Source organism: Arthrobacter sp. MDB1-55 (assembly GCF_059092925.1).
On sequence record NZ_JBNHID010000001.1, the window covers coordinates 1,132,463 to 1,154,946 of the forward strand.

Sequence of the window (22,484 nt, forward strand, 5' to 3'; positions counted from 1 at the left end):
TTACCGGTGGGTAAGGCTGTCGTCAGCGAAGAGCTGGACCCCCTTGTGCATGGTCTGCAGGCATCGTGGCTCTTTCGCGGAATCGAGAGCCGGAAGCAACGGGGTTCCGGCGCGCGGATCCGTGCTCCAGGACTGGACCCGACTGTCCGGCGTCTGGACCATCAACTCATCGACCTCCCACACCGCATAGGACGCGGGCGCTCCTGGGACGAGTTGACCGAGGAGCGGATTCTCCGCGCCTACTGCACGCCAGCCTGCTCGCGTGTGCGCAAGAAATGCCGCCCGGGCGGAAATCCGCTCCTCGGGGCTGGCATGCGCGATGCACGCACGGACGGACTGCCAGGGAGACATGCGGGTGACGGGAGAGTCAGAACCAAGGCACACCGGCACCCCCTGGCTCAGTAGGCTGCCCACCCTGTTCATCGGCGTGTACCTGTCCGGGCCCAGGCGCTGTTCGTACAGCCCGCCAGGTGCACCCCACAGCGCGTCGAATCCCGGCTGGGCGCTCACAATTGTTCCGAAATGGGCGAGTTTCTGAATAGCATTATCATCGGCCATTTCGACGTGCTCCAGCCGGTGCCGCGAAGCCCGGACCTTTTCGACCCCGTGGATGACTGCGGTCTTCTCCAGTCCGGCGATCACAGTGTCCAGTCCTTCGTCGCCGATAACGTGGAAGCCCGCCTGCAATCCTGCCGAGGTTGCTGCTGAGAGGTGGGCGGCGACGTCGTCCTCGTGCATGAAAGTGCTTCCGCAGCTGTGCGGCGCATCAGCGTACGGAACCCTCATGCGGGCAGTGTGCGAGCCGATGGAGCCGTCGACGTTGAGGTCGCCGCCGAGGCCCAGGATGCGACCGTCGAAGCCCTGGAGGATGCCGAGCAGCTCCTCCTCGGAGGTGGCCCTTTGCCCCCAGTAGGCGAGAACTTCCGGGTATGCACCGTCGCGTTCGAGCAACGCCAGGACGTCCTCGCGCGGGGCGATATGCGGAGCAGCCATCTCGACGACTGCAACGATCCCGTGCGCGGCCGCGTGATCGAGTGCCGCGCGCTGAAGCTTGTCCCTTTCACCGATGCTCAGATTCCGCACCGCAGACCGGACTGCGAAGTGGGCGTCCCGTACAATGAAACCGTCGTCCCACCCATCGTGGTTCTGTAGGGAGAGCCGCCCGGCCAAAGACGCGGAGACGACAGCGGAGTGCACATCAGCGCGGACGAGGTAGACATCCCGGCCGCCGGACGCATTCTCGAGCTCTGCCGCCGTGGGCGGCCGGCGCTCAGACCACCGCGACTCGTCCCACCCGTTGCCTAGAATCGTTCCAGTAGTATCAGCGGCTGCGCCGGCTACCAGCTCCAATAGTTCGGCAAGACTATTCACCGCGGTAAGGTCGAGCGAGGTCAGCGCCAATCCCGTCTCGGTGGTGTGCACATGGGAGTCGACAAAGCCGGGGGCAATGAGCGCGCCCTGTAGGTCGATCACGTCCATGCTGCTGTCAGCCAGCGCGGCCGCCGCGTGCTCGGATCCGACCCACGCCACCGTGTCGCCCGTAACCAGCATGGCGGTGGCGAAGGGATCGGCGGCGCTGTAGACGGAGCCGTTGCGGTACAGGACGGGCTTGGGATCTTGTGCTGGCACAGGTACGACTTTCGGGTTGGGAGTGTTCATTCCGTCACGGCAGAGTATGCGACTACGCCGCGTCGGATGAGGTCGATCGAGTTGATGCAGAGGCGGCGGAAGCCGGGAGGCAGGTCGGGCACCTTTGCGAGCTGGTCGATGAGATCGATAATCTGCTTCGCCCAGCGCACGAAATCGCCGGCCGCGAGATCGGTTCCCTGCAACGCGCTCTGCAGCCCTTTTCCGCGAGCCCATTTATAGATCGGCCACATCAGGCCGAAGTCCGGTTCACTCGTAACAGTGAGGCGGTACTGCTCCTCAAGGTCGGTCAAGCGGGACCATTGCCGGATCACGACATCAACGGACGTCTCCAGCGAGACGGACGGCATGCGTGGACGCAGACCGCGCTCCTCCCGCTTGGCCTGGTACACGAGCGCCGACGCAAGGGCGGCAAGCTCGGCGGCATCAAGGTCATTGAAGGCACCGTTCTCGAGGGACAGTGCGATCAGGAGATCCTTTTCACCGTAGATCCGACGAAGCTTCTGGCCGGCTGGAGTAATTGCGAGGCCCTGCTCTTCGTGTTCCTGCAGATAGCCGTAGCTGAGCAGAACCTCGGATACCCGGTCAAACGTCTTCGCGATGGTGTTTGTGCGGCCCTGGATCTGCTGGGCTATCCGGTCCGTCTCCCGCCGCAGCTTCCACCACCGTTCAGCCCAGCGGGCATGGTTTTCGCGGTCGCTGCAACCATGACAGGGGTGGGCGCGGAGTCGACGGCGCAGGTCGGCAATGGCCTTCTCCTGCCGCTCGCTTCCGACGGTCTGAAATTCGACCGGTGTCCTTGAGGTGGGGGGACGCCGATCGTTGAGCGAGTTCCGAAGGGACGCGGCGAGATCGCGGCGGTCCTTCGGCTTGCGGGCATCGAACTGCTTGGGTACCCGCAGACGCGACAGGACCTCGACCGGACCATCGAGATCCTGCACCGACAGCCGCCGGACGTGCTTCTCGAGGGTCAGAACGGTCGGACGCGGATCGCGCGCCGTGTCCCCCGCGAGAACGACCGCGTAGCCGGCTACCCGCCCCGCGGGAATATCGACGACATCGCCGGGCCGAAGCGCTTCCAATGACGCCGCGGCCGCGCTGCGCCGGTTCCTGGCGCCGGCCTTCGAGGCCGCAGCCTCGAGGTCGGACAGCTCTCGCCGGATCGCCGAGTACTCCGGGAAATCGCCCAGGTGGCAAGTCATCGCGTCTGCATACCCCTTGAGGGATTCTTCACGCGTGCGCACCTGACGCGCGAGCCCCACGACGGAGCGATCTGCCTGGAATTGGGCGAACGAGGTTTCCAGAATCTCGCGGGTCCGGTGCTGCCCGAACTGCGAGATGAGGTTGATGCTCATGTTGTAGGTGGGACGGAAGCTGGAATTGAGCGGGTACGTACGGCGGGAAGCCAGACCGGCGACCGCGCCCGGGTCCGTGCCGGGCTGCCACAGAACGACGGCGTGACCCTCCACATCGATTCCGCGTCGCCCTGCCCGTCCGGTGAGCTGTGTGTACTCCCCCGCCGTGATGTTCACGTGGGCTTCCCCGTTGAACTTGTCGAGCTTCTCGAGGACCACCGATCGGGCGGGCATATTGACGCCGAGCGCCAGCGTCTCTGTTGCGAAGACCGCCTTGACGAGGCCCTCCTCGAAGAGTTTCTCCACCACTTCCTTGAAGGTGGGAAGCATTCCGGCGTGGTGCGCCGCGAACCCCCGGATGAGACCTTCCCGCCAGGACCAGAAGCCGAGAACTTCAAGGTCTTCCTCGGGAATATCGAGGGTTGCTTCCTCGATACGGTCACTGATGATGCCGCGCTCGTATTCCGTCGTCAGCCATAATCCGGCGTCCAGACACTGGGTGACTGCACCCTCACAGCCGTTGCGAGAGAAGATGAAGGTGATCGCCGGCAGGAGGCCTTCCCGATCCAATGCGGCGATTACCTGCGGGCGGCTCGCTCTCCGCACGGCAGTCTGCGGTTGCTGGTACCGGCTTTGGCCATTGCGTCCTCGCTTGGGGCCGGAGCCCCAACGAGCCCTCTGGTTAAGCCGCGTTTCGGTGGTCGCGAGATCAAGCAGTTCCGGGTTGACAGCAAACTTTTCTTCGGCGCCGCTTGACGAACCTTCAGCTGCTGCTTCATCGAAGGCCACTTCACCGGCGAACAGGTCAAGCAGTTGCTGGCCAACCATCACGTGCTGCCAGAGCGGAACGGGCCGGTGCTCTGAGACCACAACATCGGTGTCCCCCCGCACGGTATGGAGCCACGCACCGAACTCCTCGGCGTTGGAGACCGTCGCGCTCAGGGAAACCACCTTGACCTCGGTGGGCAGATGAATAATCACTTCTTCCCATACGGCCCCCCTGAACCGGTCAGCTAGATAGTGCACCTCGTCCATGACGACGTAGCCCAGACCCGCGAGTGTGTCGGAGTCCGCGTACAGCATGTTGCGGAGAACTTCCGTGGTCATGACGACGACGGGGGCTTCGGGATTGATGCTGGTATCTCCGGTCAACAGACCGACCTGGTCAGCGCCGTGGACAGCGGCCAGCTCAGCGTACTTCTGATTGCTGAGTGCCTTGATGGGTGTGGTGTAAAAGGCCTTCAGATGATCGCTGAGCGCCATGAAGATGGCGAATTCACCGACGACGGTCTTCCCTGCACCGGTGGGCGCCGCGACCAGCACTCCCCTGCCGGCCTCAAGGGATGTGCAGGCTTCCCGCTGGAACTCGTCGAGGTCGAAACCGAGGGTTTGCTCGAACTGGTGGAGTCGGGTTCTCGCGTATCGATTGCGTGCCTGCGCTGCCTGATACCGCTCGGCTGGGGAGGTCATGGATCAAGCCTAGACTCTCGGAAGGTCAGGCTACTGCAACCGCGCAGGGCTCAGAGGTCGTCGATGCTCGATGCCCTGTCGGCATTCGCCTCTATGTCAGCCTCGCGGGCTGCGTTTCGCTTGTCGCGGCGCTTGTCATTCATGAGGCAGAGTGCGATTGCCACAAAGAAAAGCAACAGCAGCGGCACGGCCAGATAGAACATGCTCATGGCATCGCCGCCCGGCGCAGCCATTGCTGCGAAGAGGCAGATGAGGAAGACAGTGATGCGCCAGGACTTCAGAACCTGCTTGCCCTTGATGATGCCGACGAGATTGAGTCCGAAGAGCACCACCGGGAGGAGGAAGGCTATGCCGAACGCGAGCATGAGCCGCAGAAGGAAGGTTATGTACACCGGAACGGTGATGAGGTTTGCAAAGCCTTCAGGGGTGAAATCGGTCAACACCCGTACTGCGCTTGGAAGTATCAACCAAGCCAGCCCCAGACCGGCAATGAACAGCGGAACGGCGACGGCGATGAAACCGAGGGCTATGCGGCGCTCTTTCACCTTCAGCCCGGGCGTGATGAAAGCCCATAACTGATACAGCCAGACGGGACTGGCAATGACGAGGCCGAGAAACACCGAGATCTGGATCATCAGATCGAATGGCGACCCAACGCCGTCGAAATTCAGCGCCGCATTGCGGCCCTCGATCTCGTTGATGTCACGAACCGGCTTGGACATTGCCTCAAGCACCGGGTTGTAGATGAAGAACCCGACGACGGTGCCCACCACCACGGCAATCGCGGACTTGAACAGCCTATTGCGCGCCTCGATGAGGTGTTCCTTGAGCGCCATGCGCCCTTCAGGATTGGCTTTGCGCCCTTTCACCCGCGCCATAGCGCTCAGTTGGAGGACGGAGTGTTACCCGGGCCCGAGGAACGGGTGGTCCCATGGTGAGGATCGCGGGAGTGCGAGGTGTCGTCGTGGCGCGGCTGGTTCACCACGCGTCCCTCGACCGGAGATCCGTCTGGATCGTCCGACCCGTTCTCTTCCTTCATCTGCCGGACTTCCGACTTGAAGATCCTCAGCGACTGTCCGACGCTGCGAGCCAGACCCGGCAGTTTGGGGGCACCAAACAGGAGGATCGCGATGACGATGATGATAAGTATGTGCCAACCCTGAATCTGCATGGCGATTGTCCTCTCGGTGATTCTGGTTCAAGTCTAGGTCATAGGTGCGGTAAATCACGCAGGCGCTGGGGCTGGCCTCGAAGGGACCGCCGTCGTACTCTGCGCTCAAGGCGCTGCCACTGCCGGAGCCGCGCTGCACGGGAGTTTTCAGCACGCACAGCGGCGGGAGTTTCGAAGATGGCGAGCGGTATAGGGCGGGAGCCGGATTCCAGGTGCGTAACGGAGTCAGGCGAAAGCAGCTCGGACGCCCGCCCCAGCTCGTCCATCACACCGGTGAAGCCGCGGAAGATCCGCCATGCGAGGAAACCCAGAAAGATCAGTGCCAGCGCGGCAAGGGCCAGCCACAAGAGAATCCACGTCCACCATTCCATGTTCCAAGTCTAGTTGGAGCCGTGCTGCCCGTAGACGTTCAGGGCAGCATCCACGAAGCTGAGCGCATTCTTCCGAGCATCCCCGGGCATCACCACCGTGCATTCACCCCCGAGGCTGGCTACCAGGCTGGGAAGCCGTCCGGTTGTATTGAGGCGGATCTCCGCGGCAAGCCTGCCGTCATTGGTCTCGGCGGTCCGTACAGCGGAATATGACTGGGCAATCCACCGGGCACCGGCGCCAAGTACTAGAACCACCGTTTGATCAGCAGTGGACGGGTCAAAGATGACAGGGGGTGACTCGGCCTCGGCTGTGGCGGGCAGGTCGGTCACATCGACCTGCTGCATGCGGTCCAACCGGAAGTTTCGCCGTCCGCGGGCACGGTGACACCAGGCGTCCAGATACCAGATGTCGTCATGCAGGAAGGCCCTGAGGGGCTCCACATTCCTTTCGGTCACCTCGTCGCGGGCAGGCACGACGTACCGCAGGTGAAGTTGTTTGCGTTGCTCGATTCCGGCACGCACCGTCGCGAGGACGGGAGCTACTTCATCCTCTGTAACTCGGGCGGCGATGGACTCATTCATTCGTGCGGCGTCTCCTGCCCCGCTGCGCAGCTTCTCGCTCGCGGACCGGACCGCGGAGTCATCGGGAAGCCCCGGCAGGTTGATGAGTGTGTCGAGGCCCACCAGGAGGGCGCACACCTCGTCCAGTCCGAAACGGATAGGGTCACCGAGCGACTGTGGATCAGTGATGTGAATCCGGTCGTCGTCGAGGTGGATGTCGATCAGGCCGTCCGGATAGAAACGTGGACCGCTCACAAAGAGCAGTTCGACGTCCCGGATGAGCTGGGACGGTGAGACACCGAAGGCACGGGCAGCCTCGGCCACTTCCACTCCCGGATGATTGAGGAGATATGGAACGAGGTCGAGCAGTCGTAGTAGCCGGTCCTCCGTTGATACGGCATGGCTCACCGCGGACCGGGGCGGTGCGTCTTCACTGAAGGAGAACGTCGGCGGCGCTTCCCTGAGCGCCCGGGCAGCACTCTCGAGCCGGCGCAGGACTTCCGCCACGAGTGGCTGCGGGGACAGAGCCTGCGCGTTCTGTCCGAACGACGCAATCTCCCCAGCTGCCGTTGCTTGATCTGTATAGGTGTATTCGAGTGTGTCCCACCCGTCACCCCGCTCAGTTGTCGTAGCGCCCGGACGAGCCCGGAGAATATGACAGGTTCCCGTCCTGACTGCGACCGTGGCGTGCAGGCCTGTCTGTCCTGAGGCGAGGGTGGCGAGGGAAGCGGACATGGAGAATTCCGGAGGTACCGTGTAGCTCCCAGGCTGCACGGCGGGCGGCGTCGTCATGCGCGTTAGGCGGAACCAGCGCTCTGCCTGACGATCAACGTCGAATCCGACGAGGTACCAGTGCCCGAACCTACTTCCCATGCCCCATGGCTGTACTGTGCGTTCCCGCTCCTCGCCTGTGCTTGCCGCACGATATCCAAACCGGATCACCCGACGTCCGCTCGTAGCCTGCCAGAGCTCATCCCAGAACGGTTCATTCGTGCGGATCCGTGCATCGATAGGGGAAGCGGGCACAGGCTCCGCATCCACTCCCCTGCCCTGCAGCTTCCGTAGCGCGCGGGAGGCGGCTGATCCGAGTGAGGCTTCTTCCCACATTCCTGCAGCAATAGTCAGTGCTGCTGATTCTGGAGCCGTAAAGCTCATGCCCGGGAGACGGTAGTCCTCGGCATCTATCCGGTAACGGGTTGACGTGTTGTCATTTTCGAACAACGAGTCTTCAGTAAACGACTCAAGCGGGATGCCCTGTTCACGGAGCGTCGCCTTGTCCCGGTCGAACAGCTTCTCACGCGCTGCCGGCGTGGAAGCCTGTTCGTACTGCTCAATCTCGCGAAACAACTCCTCCTTCGTCCAGCCCCGCCGGGTAGACAGGAGCAGCATCACCAGGGTGAGCAGACGCTCTGTTCGTTTCGCTGACACGGTGGCAAGAATACCCTTCTCGACGGGACCCAACGACGACGAAGGGCGGGCAAGCATCCCGAATGAGAGTTGCTGCCCGCCCCTGGCCTTTGATGGTGTTAGCGAACGCCCATCAGGTCCACGACGAAGATGAGGGATTCGCCCGGCGCGATCGCCGAGCCGGCACCGCGGTCACCGTAGGCAAGGTGCGGCGGAATCTCGAGGCGGCGCCGACCGCCGACCTTCATACCGGGAATTCCCTGGTCCCAACCCTGGATGACCTGCCCGACGCCGATGCGGAAATCCAGCGGCGTACCGCGGTTCCAGGAGGAGTCAAACTCCTCCCCGGTTGAGAAGGCTACCCCGACGTAGTGGGCGGAGACAGTGTCCCCGGCCTGGGCCTCCCGGCCGGTGCCCTCAATGAGGTCCCTGATGACAAGGTCCTCGGGCAGGTCGTCTCCGGGGAAATCGACCTCGGGTTTGGTGCGGTCGTATTCGCGCTGTCCGAACGACATGGCGGCTCCTTTACTGTGCGGCTACTTTTTCAACGATCTCTACATAGAAGGCCAGCGGTCCGGCCGGTCCCTGCTGGGGCTGGTCACCGTAAGCCATCTCGGACGGAATCACCAACAGAACCTTCGAACCGGCCTTCAACCCCGACAGTCCCTGGGTCCAGCCGGGGATGACACCGCTGAGCGGGAACTCCGAGGGCTCGCCGCGTTCGAAACTCGAATCGAACTGCTCACCCTGCCATGACCACCCGGTGTAATTGGCGGCGATGGTGTCAGCTTCCGTGATCTCTTCGCCGGTACCCTCTTCGATGACCTTGACCACGAGGTCAGCCGGAGCCTCATTCTCCGGGAACTCGATCGATGGCACGCCTTCGCCGTCGAGTGTCACAGTGGGAAGCTGACCAGCTTCCTCGAGCTCGGCGACTTCCTCGGAAGAGAGCTTCTTCGGCGGGTTCTCTGCACTGATCACCTGCAGAACGAGAAGAACTTTCTGCGACTGGGGCTGTTCCTCAACCGCGGGGATGGCGAAGGCAATCTGGGAACCCACCGTGGATCCAAGCATTACTTCATAGAGGGACGGGTACACCTCTTGGAGCTCTTCATCGAGCGGCAACGTTTGCGGGGCGCCTGCCTCGTACGAATCCTGAATTCGGCTGCCGTCCTCAGGATTCAGGGAGAGGACGTGAACTTTCACGTTCTGGCCGACCTCGATGACGGCGCCGTTACCTTCGGTCACGGTACGGGCCCCCTGCTCTGTGATGTCGAGCGGAGCGTCGAACTCAACCTCTGGAGCGGCGTCGGGCCCGGCATCTGTGACCTCGATGGACTCGAGTGTCTCGGCAGCGCCTGCCGTCTTGCCGGCGTCTTCAAAGTCCGCCGGGGTACTTGCGCCGCCGCAGCCGGTCAGGAACAGCATCGCGGGCAGCAGGAATGCTAATACTTTTCTCACAGTATTTCTTTCAAGTGGGATGGAGAACGCGGTTCCGCGGTCCCGCCGGTCGTCCTTTCGGCACCGGACTTACCTACCCTAACGGGTTGGGCAGCAAACTTTCTCCCGTGCCGGTTGACGCAGGGATGCTTACAAATGCTCGAGAAGCGCTGTCACGCGCTCGTCCTCGGACGCGAATGGATCCTTGCAGAGGATCGTCTGCTGTGCCCGATCGTTGAGCTTCAGGTGCACCCAGTCGACGGTGAAATCCCGGTTTGCTTCCTTCGCGCGGCGAACAAACTCGCCCCGCAAACGGGCACGGGTGGACTGAGGTGGAACGTCAACTGCGGCCTTGATCTCGACGTCATCGACCACGCGCTCCGTCTCTCCGCGGGCCTGCAGCATGAAGAACAGACCGCGTGTCCGGGAGATGTCGTGGTACGTAAGGTCCAGTTGGGCAACCCTCGCAGAATCCAGGTCCAAATTATTGCGTTCCATGTAGCGGTCAATCAGCTTCTTTTTGATTGCCCAGTCAATCTCCCGATCGATCAGGGCGTGGTTGTCCGTCTCCACTGCGCGCAAGGCTCGCTCCCAGAGTTCAAGTACGCGTGGAAGGTGGGGCGTGTGCGCGCCTTCAGCCTGCACGAACGCCCGGGCGCGGCTGAGGTACTCATGCTGGATATCGAGGGCAGATACTCGTCGGCCGTTGGCCAGTTTCAGCGGCTGGCGGCCAGTGAGGTCGTGCGAGATTTCCCGGATGCTCCGGATGGGATTCTCGAGACGGAAGTCCCGCATGATGACGCCGGCCTCGATCATGCGGAGAATGAGGTCAACTGACGCTACCTTCAGCAAAGTCGTTGTCTCGGACATGTTCGAGTCCCCGGCGATGACGTGGAGCCGCCGGTAGAACTCCGCATCAGCGTGCGGTTCATCGCGGGTGTTGATGATGGGCCGGGACCGGGTTGTAGCTGACGAAACCCCTTCCCAAATGTGGTCTGCCCGCTGGGAAAAGGCGTAAAGGGAACCGGACTGGGTCTTCAGCACCTTCCCCGCCCCGACCAGCAACTGCCGGGTGACGAGGAACGGAATCAGAATGTCGGACAGGCGGGAGAATTCCAGCTTGCGCGGGATGAGGTAGTTCTCATGGGAGCCGTAGGAGTTACCTGCGGAATCCGTGTTGTTCTTGAAGAGATAGACCCGGCCGTCATATCCCTCCTGACCAAGCTTGCGCTGGGCTTCGGCGATCAGGTCCTCGAGGATGAGTTCGCCCGCACGATCATGCGCTATCAGCTGCGCAACGTCGTCGCACTCGGCCGTGGCGTACTCCGGATGAGAACCGACATCCAGGTAGAGACGGGAACCATTGGTGAGGAAGACATTCGATGACCTCCCCCAGCTCACCACCTTTCGAAAAAGGTAACGGGCAACTTCCTCGGGCGAGAGAGGCCGAGAATTGGGACCGGAGTAGGCGATCCCGAATTCCGTCTCGATCCCATAGATCCGGCGGTCCATTACAGGGACACTCGTTCATTGCTCAGCATGTCGTCCACATCCTGTGCCGGTATGCGACGGAAGGCCCGGACGGTACCGCGAGCGGTGAGCGGGTCTCGGTCCAGCACCGCGACCTCGAGAGTCCTCGAACTCAGCTGTGCCCGCGGCTCCGCGGAGGTTCCGCCGTCGTGCCGGAGGGAGTCAACAGCAGCACGGATAGTTTCGGCGAAGTCCTGCTCGGCGCTCCAGCGGCCCTTCAGCGCATCAACCACCGCATCCGCCTGGCCGCCCATCACGATGAATCCTGACTCATCGGCGATGGAGCCGTCGAAGGTCAACCGATAGATGTGATCCTGGCCGATGGTGTGTCCGACCTCAGCGACCGCAAGTTCCACCTCAAACGGTTTACTCTCAGCAGTGAAGACCGCTCCGAGGCTCTGCGCATAGACACTGGCCAGTCCACGAGCCGTGACGTCTTCGCGGTCGTAGGAGTAACCCCTGACGTCCGCATACCGCACCCCGGCCTGTCGGAGGCTCTCGAACTCGTTGTACTTCCCCACGGCGGCGAAGGCGATGCGGTCGTAGATTTCGCCCAACTTGTGCAATGAAGGTGAGGGATTCTCGGCAACCAATGCAATGCCATCCCTGCAGGTCAAAACGATGACGGAGCGTCCGCGTGCGATACCCTTTCGCGCAAAATCGGCGCGGTCCTTCATCAGTTGTTCGGGCGAAACATAGAACTGTTGGGTCATGGCTAGGCCTCCCGCCCTGATACCGACCGTGATGCGATAATCTCCTCCGCCGCCTCTGCGAGGCTCCGCTCGGGGATGCGCCGGGCACCCGCACTGTTCACGGTGTAGACCACCGGCCAGAGCTGGCGCACGACGTCGGGGCCCCCCGTCGCCGAATCGTCGTCGGCCGCGTCATACAGCGACTCCACCGCCACTTTCACGGCAGCATCCTCTCCAAGGTTCGGCTTCCAGAGCTTCTTGAGCGCGCCGCGCGCGAAAACCGAACCGGAACCGACCGAATGATGTTCCTGCTCCTCGTAACGTCCGCCGGTGACGTCATAGGAGAAAAGCCGACCGACCCGGCGAGTGGTGTCGAACCCCGCGAAGAGAGGAACAACCGCCAGGCCCTGAAGGGCAAGCGGAAGGTTCGCCCGGATCATGGCAGCGAGCCGGTTGGCTTTCCCATCAAGGCTCATCCGCATGCCCTCGATTTTCTCGTAGTGTTCCAGCTCAACCTGGAACAGACGCGTAATGTCCAAAGCAATGCCGGCGCTGCCCGCAATCCCAAGCACCGAGAACGTGTCCGCGGGGAAAACCTTCTCTATATGGCGGCTGGCGATGATGTTTCCCATTGTCGCCCGCCTGTCACCGGCCATGAGCACACCACCGGCATAGGTCAGTGAAACGATTGTGGTGGCATGGGGAGCCAGGTCCACGCCAGCTCCGGCATGATTCGCTGCATTGCGGGCAGAGGGTAGTGCGGCGGGATTCTGTGCGGCGATGTAGTCGGAGAAAGAGGTGGATGCGGCCCGGCCTATGGCTGAGGCCGCGTCTTCCGGCAGCATGCGTTACTGTCCGCCCTTCTGCACAAATCCACGGACGAATTCCTCCGCATTCGACTCAAGCACACCGTCGATTTCATCGAGCAGATCATCGACACCTTCGGTCTGGCTGTTGTCCTGCGACTGGTCCGCTGCCGGTGCCGGTGCTCGGTCGGGCGTGACCTCGTCCTGCTCCTCGGGGCGCGATCCGGTGTTCCGCTGGTCCTGTGTTGCCATGATGAGAGCCCTTCTCTTCGGCCGTTTATCGGCTACTTCTATGGTGCCATGCTGGGTTCAGGACCGCCCTGAAGGCGGGATACAAATTCCTCAGCCGTCCGCGAACCGGCGAACAGCGATTCGGTCAGTTCCGCTGTTCCGCGGAGGGGTTCCCTGGTCTGGATGCGCTGCAGCCTGCGCTGCGAAGGCAGTTCGAAGATGATGGAGTCCCAACTCGCACCGACAACCTCATTGGGGAAGGAGGAGATACACCGTCCACGGAAGTAGGCACGCGTATCCCGCGGAGGATCGGAGACGGCCGCGACGACGTCGTCGTTGCTCACCAACTTCTCCATCGCGCCTCTGGCGGCCAGCCTGTAATAGATGCCCTTGTCCGGTCGAAGGTCCGCGTACTGCAAGTCGATAAGGGCCAGTCGCGGATCATTCCACTGGAGGGAATCCCGGTCCCGGTACGCCTGCAGCACTTTGAGTTTCGCGATCCAGTCGACCTGGCGCGCAGCCTCCATCGGCTCCCTGCGGAGCGTGGCGATCAGGGACTCCCAACGGCTGAGAACGTCCATGGTTTGCTTATCCCCGCCGCCCTGCGCACGCACTGCACCTGCGCCCGCTTCGAGGTACATCTCCTGAATGTCCACGGCCGTCACTTTACGGCCGTCGGTCAGCGTGACAAGATGCCGCAACGAGGGATCGTGGCTGACTGCCTGGAGCTCGCGGACGGGATCGGCGATCTCCGGGACGGGCACGAGGTCATTCTCTATCAGACCGAGGATCAGCGAGGTGGTACCCAGCTTCAGATAGTTGGACACCTCGCTCAGGTTCGCATCCCCGATGATTACGTGCAGGCGGCGATACTTCTCGGCTACCGCGTGGGGCTCGTCCCGGGTGTTGATGATCGGCCGCCGCACTGTTGTCTCGAGGCCGACTTCATTCTCAAAGAAGTCAGCCCGTTGGCTCAGCTGGAAGCCGGGCTGCTGGTTTACAGCGCCGATACCGATCCGGCCCGCGCCGCAGATCACTTGCCGCGTGACGAAAAACGGGATCAGGGCGGCCGCGATCCTGCCGAATGGAACGTGTCGCGGCACGAGGTAGTTCTCGTGTGACCCGTAGGAGACGCTCTTGCTGTCGGTGTTGTTTTTGTACAGGATCACCGGCGAGAAGCCGGGCGTTGCCGCAATACGTGCCATTGCCCGCTGGACAACTACGTCCCCTGCGCGGTCCCATCGCACGGCGTCCAGCGGGCTCGTCACTTCGGGGCTCGAGTATTCCGGGTGCGCATGGTCAACGTAGAGCCTTGCCCCGTTCCCAAGGACAAGATTCATCAGCACCGCGGCGTCCTCGGACGGTTCGCCGGATCCCTGATCAACAAGCGCTATCTGCTCCGCCGTCAGAACCGGCGGCTCATCCGTGAGCTGTGACGGGTCCGCGGCCGCGCGTCCCATCTGCCAACCCCGGGCATCGGACAGTGGGGCCTCGTCCGTGTAGTCCCAGCGGGTCCCGGCGAGGTTGCCCAGTCCTTCCCGCAGGGTCGCCGCATAGGCATTGACCACCTGCGTCGACAGGACGGTCGCGTTTGCGTCGGAGATACCCGGGGCAATGATTCCGTATTCGGTTTCCGTGCCCATGACCCGGTGAACAGTCAGTGGCGGCACATCGGTTGTTGGTGCAGGTTCGGGACGCTTTCCTGTCACAGATACTGCCCTGTGTTGGCTGCTGTCTCAATGGTCTTCCCGGGCTCCTGGCCGGCCTTGCCCTGCACGATCGTGCGGATGTAGGTGATCCGTTCGCCCTTCTTGCCGGAAATCCGAGCCCAATCGTCCGGATTGGTGGTGTTGGGCATGTCCTCGTGCTCACGAAACTCGTCGACAACTGCCTGAAGGAGGTGTTCGATACGCAGGCCCTTCTGGCCGTTCAGCAGGAGGTCTTTGATTGCACTCTTCTTGGCACGGTCCACAACGTTCTGGATCACTGCGCCGGAATTGAAGTCCTTGAAGTAGAGCATCTCAGTATCGCCATTGGCATACGTGACCTCAAGGTACTCATTGGACTTCTCGGTCGAGTACATCTTCTCCACCGTCAGCCGGATCATCGCCTGGATAGTCGCTGGGACGCTTCCGCCGTATTCAGCGAGGTCGTCCCGGTGGAGTGGCAGATCATCGGTGATGTATTTGGCGAAAATCTCCGCTGCGCCTTCCGCGTCGGGGCGGTGGATCTTGATTTTCACGTCAAGGCGCCCCGGCCGGAGGATGGCTGGATCGATCATGTCCTCACGGTTGGACGCACCGATCACGATGACGTTCTCAAGCTTTTCGACGCCGTCGATTTCACTGAGCAGCTGGGGCACGATGGTGGTCTCGACATCGGAGGAGACTCCGGTGCCGCGCGTCCGGAAAAGCGAGTCCATCTCGTCAAAGAAGACGACGACGGGCGATCCATCCGAGGCCTTTTCCCGGGCACGCGCAAAGATCAGCCGGATGTGCCGTTCCGTCTCACCGACATACTTGTCGAGCAGCTCTGGACCCTTGATGTTGAGGAAGTAACTCCGGGTTTCCTCTGAACCCGTGCGTTCAATGGCCCTGGCCGCCAGCGAGTTCGCTACAGCTTTGGCAATCAGGGTCTTACCGCACCCGGGTGGACCATAGAGAAGGATCCCCTTCGGCGCCTTCAGCCCGTGCTCGCGGTAGAGGTCGGGATGAAGGAACGGTAGCTCGACAGCATCGCGGATCTGCTCGATTTGCGGTCCGAGCCCTCCAATGTCCTCATAAGCGATGTCCGGCACTTCCTCGAGGACGAGGTTTTCGACTTCACTGCGCGCAATCTTCTCCAAGGCGTAGCCGGTCCTGTTATCAACGGACAACGCGTCGCCGACGCGGATTTTCTGTTGCTGAAGCGGACCGCTCAGACGGACCACGCGCTCTTCATCGGCGCGGCCGATCACGAGGACCCTGTCCTTGCCGAGCAGCTCCTTGATCGTCACCAGTTCGCCGGCGCGTTCGAAGGCAAGTGCTGCGACGATCGTCAGGGATTCGTTGAGCAGCACCTCCTGCCCCGGCATGACCTGCTCCACGTTGACCAGTGGACTGATGGCGACCCTAAGTTTTCGTCCGGACTGGAAGATGTCTGCGCTGTCCTGCAGAGCCGCTTGTGCTCCGTTGCCGCCGACAGTCGAGCTGCGGGGGTTCACCTCGATGACCGTTGCGAAACTGAACGGCGCGGCGCCTTCCTTCTCGAGCGCTGTCTTCAGGCGAACGATCTCAGTGCGTGCGGTTTCGAGGGCCGAGACGAGCTTCGAGTTGTTCTGTGTGGCGGCTGCCAACTGCCGGTCGATGTGCCTGAGCTTGTCGCGCAGGACATTGATCTGGCGCTGGGCCATAGCAAGCTGCCCATCAGTGGGCGTGCGGGGCGATTCCGGGGCTGACTTGGGTGTTCCGGAGTCGTTGTGTGATGTATCCAACGCGATCGCCACCTTCACCGTTGTCTGTTGCGTTCCCTTTTGACCATAGCGCAGTGCAGAACGGATTAGGTCGAAAGTGATAACTTCGTCACTTTCGGCCGAGCCGGATTACTCGCCCTTGTCGGCCGACTCGGACTCGCGTCGAGCCTGGGCTTCCTCGGGTGGAAGCGACCCACGCTGGATAGTTGAACTGGCGTCGCGCGCCACGCGTCGAAGCCGCTTGTCCGACACTGCACGCTCACCCACGGCCTGGGGGGTCCACGCGTTCAGGTCTTCCTCGCTGAACCCTGTCTTCGATGGTCGACGCTTGGTGCTGATACCGGTCACGCCGTGCGCGAGGCGCCGGGTCGTGAGCAGGAACCCGGTGTGCGCCACCATCCGATGATCAGGGCGGACCGCGAGGCCTTCAAGGTGCCAGCCGCGCACCATCGATTCCCACGCGTCCGGCTCGGTGAACCGTCCGTCGGCGCGAATCGCCTCGGCGGTACGCGACAGCTGTGTCACCGTAGCGACGTAGCTGATCCACACACCGCCGGGTGCCAGCACTGTGGCAACGGCGTCGAGGCATTCCCATGGCGCCAACATGTCGAGGACAACGCGGTCAACGGTTCCCGGCTTTTCGGCCTCAATGACCTGCTCCTGGAAGTCTCCGAGCGTGATCTGCCAGGCGGGGTGCGGGCCGCCGAAGATCGTCTCGACGTTCCCTTTCGCGATGTCCGCGAACTCTTCCCGACGCTCGAACGAGTGAAGGTAGCCGTTGTCACCGACGGCGCGCAGCAATGAGATGGAGAGCGCTCCGGAACCGACCCCAGCCTCGACGACGCGCGCACCTGGGAAGATGTCAGCCATCGTCACGATCTGGCCGGCATCTTTGGGGTACACGACGGCCGCGCCGCGCGGCATCGACAGCACGAAGTCGGAGAGCAGCGGGCGAAGCGCCTGGTACTGCGCGCCGTTGGTGTTGGTAACGATGGTGCCTTCCGATGCTCCGATCAGCTGATCGTGGCTGAGGAACCCTTTGTGCGTGTGAAAGGCTCCGCCCGGGGTCAGGGTGATGGTATTCATCCGACCCTTTTCGTCCGTCAGCTGCACCCGTTCGCCGGGACGGAGCGGACCGCGGCGAGCTGCCGCTCCATGGGGCTGCTGCTCAGTCTCGATGTCGGTCGCCGTGCCGAACTGGCTGGTGTTCATGAGGTCCTCCGGTGGTTCTGCTGAGGCAGCCCGGAGGCGCCCGCGTGCTTGGGGTGTCAGTTGAAACCTGGGTGGGAGCGGCCGGTGATTGCCGCGATGACAACGGACTGGTGCAGCAACCCGGTCACTGTGCCCTGTCTGTCCGTGACGGCGTATTCACTGCCGGCGAGCCGGGCGAGATACTGCACCAGCTCCTGCCCTTCGGCCAATTCCGGGACATATGCTCCGGGGGCGAGGGCCCGGGCAACAGCGTTGGCAGGAGTGGTCTCAGCCTGGGAGTCGGGAACGGCCGTCAGCGCATCGCGGTCAACTACCGCTTCCGGCAGCCCGTTCGGGCTGGTGAGAACGACGTCGACTCCCGGCCTGTCGGCGAGGAGACGCTTTACCTGTTGCACGGAGGTCCCGGCGAGTACGCCGACGGCAGGCTGCTTGAGCCTTCCCGCGCTGACTTCCGGTAGCCGCAGCCGCATCTTGGCATTGGCTATCGCGGAGCTGGCTCCCAGCCACAGAAAACCTCCCATGACGACGGCTACGATCACCGTGACGGGACTGGGCTGGCTACCAGTCAGAAGCGGAACCAGCACGACGACGGCGATCAGTCCGACGGCGATCAACCGCCCCGTCCAGCCGGCAGCCACGGTGCCCTTTTCCTGGCTTCCGGTAGCGCGCCAGACGGCTGATTCCACGATCCGCCCGCCGTCGAGCGGCAGTCCCGGCAGCACATTGAACGCTGCGACGAGGAAATTTGCCCAGACGAGGATATTGGCGAGCAGATTGGTCACGCCCGTTGGCTGCAGAAGGAGAATCGCTCCCCAGCCGGCCAGAGCGAGGACGAAGTTAGCGGCCGGTCCCGCAAGCGCCACAACGAGAGATCTGCCCGGGCTGGCTGCGAAGTTCTCGAACTGGGTGTGTCCACCCCAGAGGTTCAGGACGATCCGGGTTGTCGGCCATCCGAAGCGGCGGGCAGAAAGTGCGTGGGCGAGCTCATGGATCAGCACCGATACCGCCAGGAGCACCGCGTAGGCAAGAGCAACGCCATAGGCACCGATTCCCAGGCCGGGGTATAGATCTGCTACCTGAGGGCCGAAGACAATCACCACGAAAGCGGCAATGATGAACCAGGACCAGGCCAGCACCACAGGGATACCGACAATCCTTCCCAGCGGTATGCCGTCCTGCCGTGTTGCCTCAGCGCGTCGTGACCGGTTCACGTGATCCGCCTGTCGCCGGAGGCGCTCTCGGTCTGGGAGGGCAGAAGGCTTTCGAGATCCTCGACCTGGCGCCCTTCGAGGGATGGCCAAAGATGGTCGGCGGAGTCGGGGGGCAACGCAACGAAATGCGGCACACCGAGAGTCACCACTCCGGAGGCCTTGGCGGCGGTGACGCCGGGAAGGGAATCCTCAATCGCGACGACGGCCCCTTTACGCAACGGGCCTACGCGTGCAGTAAGTTCATCGAACGCCGTCTGGTAGGCCTCCGGATCGGGCTTCCCCCTGGTGACGCGGTCTCCGGTGACCAGCAGCTCGAAGGTGTCTCCCGGGAGATGCCGGGCCACTTCCACGGCCAGTTGCTGCTCCGACATAGTGACCAAGGCGCATGGGATGTCCCTTCCGCGAAGGGCCAGAAGGAGTTCGCGCGCACCGGGCCTCCACGGCACCGATTCGCGCACCTTAGCCGTCACCTGTTCGGTGAGCGTATCGATGATCTCCCGCACGCTGAGCTTCACACCGGCCGCCTGCAGCACCCCGGCGGAGAAAGTTAGAGCTTGCCCTACCAGACCCTCGGCCTGTTCAGCTGACCAGGAGCCACCGTGAGCCGCTACCAGCTGGTGCTCCGCTTCTATCCAGTACGGCTCGGTGTCGACAATGGTGCCGTCCATGTCCCAGAGGACCGCTTGAAGCTCGACCGTTCCGGACGCTTCATGCCCGGGCGGCGCGGTGATGTTCGAGGGCACAGCCGTATCGCTGGAAGGGGTGACCATGTCCCAAGTCTACGTGGCTGCGTTGCGCCGAACTGCGGTGCGCTCTGCGCGAAGCGCCGGTGGCGTGCCTGACAGGGCAGCAGCAGGAGGTCTAGGGTGAAACGGTGAGTACGTTCGAAGACAACCAGAGCCAAGGCGTTCCCGCGGGCCTTCCGGGGCTCTTCCCTGAGAGCAACGGGAAGCGCCGGGTCACCGTGATGCTGGCCGCTTTCGAAGGCTGGAACGACGCCGGCGAAGCCGCCAGCGATTCCCTGAAGTTTGTGGGCAAGCAGTGGGGCGGCGAGAAGATCTCCACCATTGACGCCGACGAGTTCTACGACTTCCAGTTCACCAGGCCCGTCATCAAACGCAACAGCTCCGGGCAGCGGCGCATCAAGTGGCCAACCACCCGCATCAGCCGCGCTTCGGTGCCGGAGAGCAACCTCGATGTGATCCTTGTGCACGGAGTGGAGCCGTCCTACAAGTGGCGCGCCTACACGGCCGAACTCATCGGAATGGCGAAGGAGCTCGAGGTCGACTGCCTCGTCCTGGTGGGTGCCCTTCTCGCGGACGTGCCCCATACCCGCCCCATACCGGTCACGGTTTCTTCAGACGATGACCTCATTCGCGAGTCGCTCAACGTCGAGTCCTCAACCTACGAGGGGCCCATTGGAATAGTAGGGGTGCTCGCTGAAGTCGGTCAGCTCGCGGATATACCGACGCTGTCCATGTGGGCTGCTGTTCCCCACTATGTTGGACAGTCACCGTCGCCTAAAGCGCAGCTTGCCCTGCTGAACCGTCTGGAAGAGCTGCTTCACGTAGGTCTGGACACCCACGCGCTCGCCGAGGAAGCGGAGGCCTGGGAGCGGGGCGTTGACGAGCTGTCGACTGAGGACCCGGAGGTTGCAGCGTATGTCCGGCAGCTTGAGGAAGCCAAAGATACCGCCGACTTGCCCGAGGCAAGCGGCGAATCCATCGCACGGGAGTTCGAGCGTTACCTGAAAAAGCGGCGGAAGGACTAGTCCTTCAACCGGATGCCCAAGAGTGCGTCCAGCGCGTCCGCCGCAAGCTCCGCGCCTTCGTCTGTACCCGTGAGATGTGCGCCCGCCGCGCACCAGCTGTCCACTGCCTCCAAGGCGGCCGGAGCATCAAGGTCATGAGCCAGTGCCGCGCGCATCGACGCAAGGAGTTCGTGCACCGACTCCACGGTGGCGGTGGCAAGCGCCGCTCGCCACATATCAAGACGGGAGCGTGCAGCGTCGAGGGCTCCCGTGGTCCACGACCAGTCGGAGCGGTAGTGATTCGCGAGGATGGCAAGACGAATGGCCACTGGATCCGTGCCGGCCTCCCGTAGAGCTGACACCAGCACAAGATTCCCCTTGGACTTGCTCATTTTCTCGCCGTCGAGCCCAACCATGCCCGCATGCGCGTAGTGGCGGGCGAGAGGGAGACCCGAGATGGCCTGGGCATGTCCGGCGCTCATCTCGTGGTGCGGGAACATCAGATCCGATCCCCCGCCCTGAACCGCGAAGGGCGCATCGAGGTGCTGAAGTGCAATCACGGAGCACTCAATATGCCACCCTGGCCTGCCCGGGCCCAGGGAGGCTCCGTCCCAGGAGGGCTCCCCTGGTCGCGCCACGCGCCACAGGAGCGGATCCAGGGGGTTGTGCTTGCCGGCTCGGGCGGGGTCTCCGCCCCGCTCGGCGAAGGTCGCGATCATTTCCTGCCCACTCAGGTGCGAGATGAAACCCGGATTCCACGTGGTTCCGTTGCCGGCATCCGTTTCCTGGCTGGCTCGTTCGACAGAGAAGTAGACATCCCCATCGGGTTCCGTCTCCGATCCAGGGACGCAGTAGGCAAGGTTGCGCTGGAGCAGGTCCTCGATGACCGGAACGATGGCCGGCACCGACTCCACCGCGCCCACGTAATGGTCAGGCGCCAGTACGTTCAGTGCCTCCATATCGGTGCGGAAGAGGTCCGTTTGGGAACGGGCGAGATCCATCCAATCGACTTTTGTGGCGGTCGCCCGCTCCAGCAGCGGGTCATCGACGTCGGTGACATTCTGCACGTAGTCGACGTCATGACCGGCGTCCCGCCAGAGCCGGTTCAACAGGTCAAAGGCCACGTAGGTTGCCGCGTGGCCCATGTGGGTTGCGTCGTACGGGGTTATCCCGCATACATACAGTCCTTGGCGGGCTTCCTGCGGGAGTTCGGCGAGTGTCCCCAACGCACTATCCCAAAGGCGGATGGGTGGGGGGCCGCCGGGCAGGTCCGGAACAGTGCGGGAATTCCAGGAGATCACGGTTCTACCTTAGAGGGTCGGTGTTGGAGGACAGATGGCGCGGCGCCCGTTATGCGGAGATGACACCGAAACCAAGGAGCAAGAAAATAACCAGGCCCAGCGCTATGCGGTACCAGACGAAGATTCCGTAGCTGCGTGTGGAAACGAACTTCAGGAACCATCCGATGATCACGTAGCCCACGCCGAAGGCGATAAGTGTTGCGAGCAGCGTCTCCCCGGGTCCGTAGGGTCCCGGCGTGCCTGCGCTCTTGTAGAGCTGGTAGAAGCCACTGCCGAAGACTGCGGGGATGGCCAGAAGGAAGGAATACCGTGCGGCGGCCTCGCGGGTGTAGCCCATCAGGAGTCCCGCGGTGATGGTTCCGCCCGAGCGGGAGACGCCGGGAATGAGCGCCAGCGCCTGGGCGAAGCCGTACAGGATGCCGTGCTTATAGGTGAGACGGTCGAGGGTGAGTCTTTGGCGTCCAACAGCGTCTGCGACGGCCAGAATGACGCCGAAGACCACCAGCATGGTGGCGACAAGCCACATGCTGCGGAACGTGCTTTCAATCTGGTCCTGGAAGAGCAGACCCAGGATGACGATGGGAATACTGCCGAGAATGACCAGCCAACCCATCCGTGCATCCGGATCGTTTCGTGGGACCTTCCGGGTGAGCGAACCGAACCATGCCCGGATGATCCGGAGGATGTCGCGCCAGAAGTAGACGATGACGGCGGTTTCAGTTCCAAGTTGGGTGATGGCGGTGAAGGCCGCTCCGGGGTCCTGCGCCCTGGGCAGCAATTCCCCGACGATCCGCAGGTGTGCACTCGATGAGATTGGCAGGAATTCGGTAAGGCCCTGAACGAGGCCCAGGACGGCCGCTTCGATCCAATTCACAGAT

20 protein-coding genes are annotated in these 22,484 nt (G+C 62.8%); 1 reads left to right on the plus strand and 19 read right to left on the minus strand.

The window, feature by feature from the left end; translation table 11 throughout:
- The 17 genes from AC5RU3_RS05420 to AC5RU3_RS05500 all read right to left on the minus strand — a co-directional run bounded on the left by AC5RU3_RS05420 (window position 1) and on the right by AC5RU3_RS05500 (window position 19,325).
- Complete coding sequence (locus AC5RU3_RS05420; RefSeq protein ID WP_493964998.1) at window positions 1-1,659, minus strand: amidohydrolase; 1,659 nt, start codon at window positions 1,657-1,659, stop codon at window positions 1-3.
- The gene (locus AC5RU3_RS05425) at window positions 1,656-4,472 is read right to left on the minus strand and encodes a DEAD/DEAH box helicase (protein ID WP_309070429.1); all 2,817 of its coding nucleotides are present in this window, start codon (window positions 4,470-4,472) and stop codon (window positions 1,656-1,658) included. The genes AC5RU3_RS05420 and AC5RU3_RS05425 overlap by 4 nt, the downstream gene beginning before the upstream one ends.
- Window positions 4,473-4,522: 50 nt before the next feature.
- Window positions 4,523-5,350, minus strand: coding sequence for a twin-arginine translocase subunit TatC (gene tatC / locus AC5RU3_RS05430; RefSeq protein WP_309070428.1), 828 nt, complete (start codon window positions 5,348-5,350; stop codon window positions 4,523-4,525).
- 5 nt (window positions 5,351-5,355) lie between these two features.
- Window positions 5,356-5,643 carry a Sec-independent protein translocase subunit TatA gene (tatA, locus tag AC5RU3_RS05435; RefSeq protein ID WP_309070427.1) on the minus strand — a complete coding sequence of 96 codons (288 nt, stop codon included), beginning with the start codon at window positions 5,641-5,643 and terminating at the stop codon, window positions 5,356-5,358.
- A 38-nt stretch (window positions 5,644-5,681) separates the two neighbouring features.
- Window positions 5,682-6,014, minus strand: coding sequence for a hypothetical protein (locus AC5RU3_RS05440; protein WP_309070426.1), 333 nt, complete (start codon window positions 6,012-6,014; stop codon window positions 5,682-5,684).
- Window positions 6,015-6,023: 9 nt separating this feature from the next.
- Window positions 6,024-8,060 (minus strand): helix-turn-helix transcriptional regulator, encoded by a 2,037-nt coding sequence (locus AC5RU3_RS05445; protein ID WP_493964999.1) that lies wholly within the window; start codon window positions 8,058-8,060, stop codon window positions 6,024-6,026.
- A 41-nt stretch (window positions 8,061-8,101) separates the two neighbouring features.
- Complete coding sequence (locus AC5RU3_RS05450) at window positions 8,102-8,497, minus strand: FKBP-type peptidyl-prolyl cis-trans isomerase (protein WP_309070424.1); 396 nt, start codon at window positions 8,495-8,497, stop codon at window positions 8,102-8,104.
- A 10-nt stretch (window positions 8,498-8,507) separates the two neighbouring features.
- Window positions 8,508-9,443, minus strand: a complete 936-nt coding sequence (locus tag AC5RU3_RS05455) for an FKBP-type peptidyl-prolyl cis-trans isomerase (RefSeq protein ID WP_493965000.1) — start codon at window positions 9,441-9,443, stop codon at window positions 8,508-8,510.
- 129 nt (window positions 9,444-9,572) lie between these two features.
- Window positions 9,573-10,934 (minus strand): Pup--protein ligase, encoded by a 1,362-nt coding sequence (pafA, locus tag AC5RU3_RS05460; RefSeq protein ID WP_309070422.1) that lies wholly within the window; start codon window positions 10,932-10,934, stop codon window positions 9,573-9,575.
- Complete coding sequence (gene prcA, locus AC5RU3_RS05465) at window positions 10,934-11,665, minus strand: proteasome subunit alpha (protein ID WP_309070421.1); 732 nt, start codon at window positions 11,663-11,665, stop codon at window positions 10,934-10,936. The genes pafA and prcA overlap by 1 nt, the downstream gene beginning before the upstream one ends.
- 2 nt (window positions 11,666-11,667) lie before the next feature.
- Complete coding sequence (prcB, locus tag AC5RU3_RS05470; RefSeq protein WP_309070420.1) at window positions 11,668-12,489, minus strand: proteasome subunit beta; 822 nt, start codon at window positions 12,487-12,489, stop codon at window positions 11,668-11,670.
- 3 nt (window positions 12,490-12,492) lie between these two features.
- On the minus strand, window positions 12,493-12,702 hold the full coding sequence (locus AC5RU3_RS05475) for a ubiquitin-like protein Pup (protein WP_309070419.1): 210 nt from the start codon (window positions 12,700-12,702) through the stop codon (window positions 12,493-12,495).
- 38 nt (window positions 12,703-12,740) lie between these two features.
- Window positions 12,741-14,324 carry a depupylase/deamidase Dop gene (gene dop / locus AC5RU3_RS05480; RefSeq protein WP_493965149.1) on the minus strand — a complete coding sequence of 528 codons (1,584 nt, stop codon included), beginning with the start codon at window positions 14,322-14,324 and terminating at the stop codon, window positions 12,741-12,743.
- A gap of 62 nt (window positions 14,325-14,386) precedes the next feature.
- Window positions 14,387-16,153 (minus strand): proteasome ATPase, encoded by a 1,767-nt coding sequence (arc, locus tag AC5RU3_RS05485; protein WP_309070418.1) that lies wholly within the window; start codon window positions 16,151-16,153, stop codon window positions 14,387-14,389.
- Window positions 16,154-16,261: 108 nt separating this feature from the next.
- Window positions 16,262-17,344 (minus strand): tRNA (adenine-N1)-methyltransferase, encoded by a 1,083-nt coding sequence (locus tag AC5RU3_RS05490; protein WP_493965001.1) that lies wholly within the window; start codon window positions 17,342-17,344, stop codon window positions 16,262-16,264.
- A gap of 56 nt (window positions 17,345-17,400) precedes the next feature.
- Window positions 17,401-18,555, minus strand: coding sequence for a site-2 protease family protein (locus tag AC5RU3_RS05495; protein WP_493965002.1), 1,155 nt, complete (start codon window positions 18,553-18,555; stop codon window positions 17,401-17,403).
- Window positions 18,552-19,325: an HAD family hydrolase gene (locus AC5RU3_RS05500; RefSeq protein WP_309070415.1), complete on the minus strand. Its 774-nt coding sequence runs from the start codon at window positions 19,323-19,325 to the stop codon at window positions 18,552-18,554. The genes AC5RU3_RS05495 and AC5RU3_RS05500 overlap by 4 nt, the downstream gene beginning before the upstream one ends.
- Window positions 19,326-19,429: 104 nt before the next feature.
- On the opposite strand from AC5RU3_RS05500, the gene AC5RU3_RS05505 reads away from it, so the two are divergent.
- A complete protein-coding gene (locus tag AC5RU3_RS05505; protein ID WP_309070414.1) occupies window positions 19,430-20,326 on the plus strand; it encodes a proteasome assembly chaperone family protein in 897 nt (298 codons plus the stop codon).
- Here AC5RU3_RS05505 and mshC read toward each other — a convergent pair.
- Window positions 20,323-21,606: a cysteine--1-D-myo-inosityl 2-amino-2-deoxy-alpha-D-glucopyranoside ligase gene (mshC, locus tag AC5RU3_RS05510; protein ID WP_493965003.1), complete on the minus strand. Its 1,284-nt coding sequence runs from the start codon at window positions 21,604-21,606 to the stop codon at window positions 20,323-20,325. The genes AC5RU3_RS05505 and mshC overlap by 4 nt on opposite strands.
- A gap of 49 nt (window positions 21,607-21,655) precedes the next feature.
- A complete protein-coding gene (locus AC5RU3_RS05515) occupies window positions 21,656-22,480 on the minus strand; it encodes an undecaprenyl-diphosphate phosphatase (protein WP_309070412.1) in 825 nt (274 codons plus the stop codon).
- Window positions 22,481-22,484 lie beyond the last annotated feature (4 nt).

Excerpts from the sequence above, each read along its gene's own strand:
- AC5RU3_RS05445 (WP_493964999.1), bottom strand. The coding sequence starts at position 8,060 with ATGCTTGCCCGCCCTTCGTCGTCGTTGGGTCCCGTCGAGAAGGGTATT.
- prcA (WP_309070421.1), bottom strand. The coding sequence starts at position 11,665 with ATGACCCAACAGTTCTATGTTTCGCCCGAACAACTGATGAAGGACCGC.
- AC5RU3_RS05425 (WP_309070429.1), bottom strand. The coding sequence starts at position 4,472 with ATGACCTCCCCAGCCGAGCGGTATCAGGCAGCGCAGGCACGCAATCGA.
- AC5RU3_RS05500 (WP_309070415.1), bottom strand. The coding sequence starts at position 19,325 with ATGGTCACCCCTTCCAGCGATACGGCTGTGCCCTCGAACATCACCGCG.
- tatA (WP_309070427.1), bottom strand. The coding sequence starts at position 5,643 with ATGCAGATTCAGGGTTGGCACATACTTATCATCATCGTCATCGCGATC.
- AC5RU3_RS05490 (WP_493965001.1), bottom strand. The coding sequence starts at position 17,344 with ATGAACACCAGCCAGTTCGGCACGGCGACCGACATCGAGACTGAGCAG.
- AC5RU3_RS05450 (WP_309070424.1), bottom strand. The coding sequence starts at position 8,497 with ATGTCGTTCGGACAGCGCGAATACGACCGCACCAAACCCGAGGTCGAT.
- AC5RU3_RS05440 (WP_309070426.1), bottom strand. The coding sequence starts at position 6,014 with ATGGAATGGTGGACGTGGATTCTCTTGTGGCTGGCCCTTGCCGCGCTG.
- AC5RU3_RS05475 (WP_309070419.1), bottom strand. The coding sequence starts at position 12,702 with ATGGCAACACAGGACCAGCGGAACACCGGATCGCGCCCCGAGGAGCAG.
- AC5RU3_RS05420 (WP_493964998.1), bottom strand. The coding sequence starts at position 1,659 with ATGAACACTCCCAACCCGAAAGTCGTACCTGTGCCAGCACAAGATCCC.
- prcB (WP_309070420.1), bottom strand. The coding sequence starts at position 12,489 with ATGCTGCCGGAAGACGCGGCCTCAGCCATAGGCCGGGCCGCATCCACC.
- dop (WP_493965149.1), bottom strand. The coding sequence starts at position 14,324 with ATGGGCACGGAAACCGAATACGGAATCATTGCCCCGGGTATCTCCGAC.
- pafA (WP_309070422.1), bottom strand. The coding sequence starts at position 10,934 with ATGGACCGCCGGATCTATGGGATCGAGACGGAATTCGGGATCGCCTAC.
- tatC (WP_309070428.1), bottom strand. The coding sequence starts at position 5,350 with ATGGCGCGGGTGAAAGGGCGCAAAGCCAATCCTGAAGGGCGCATGGCG.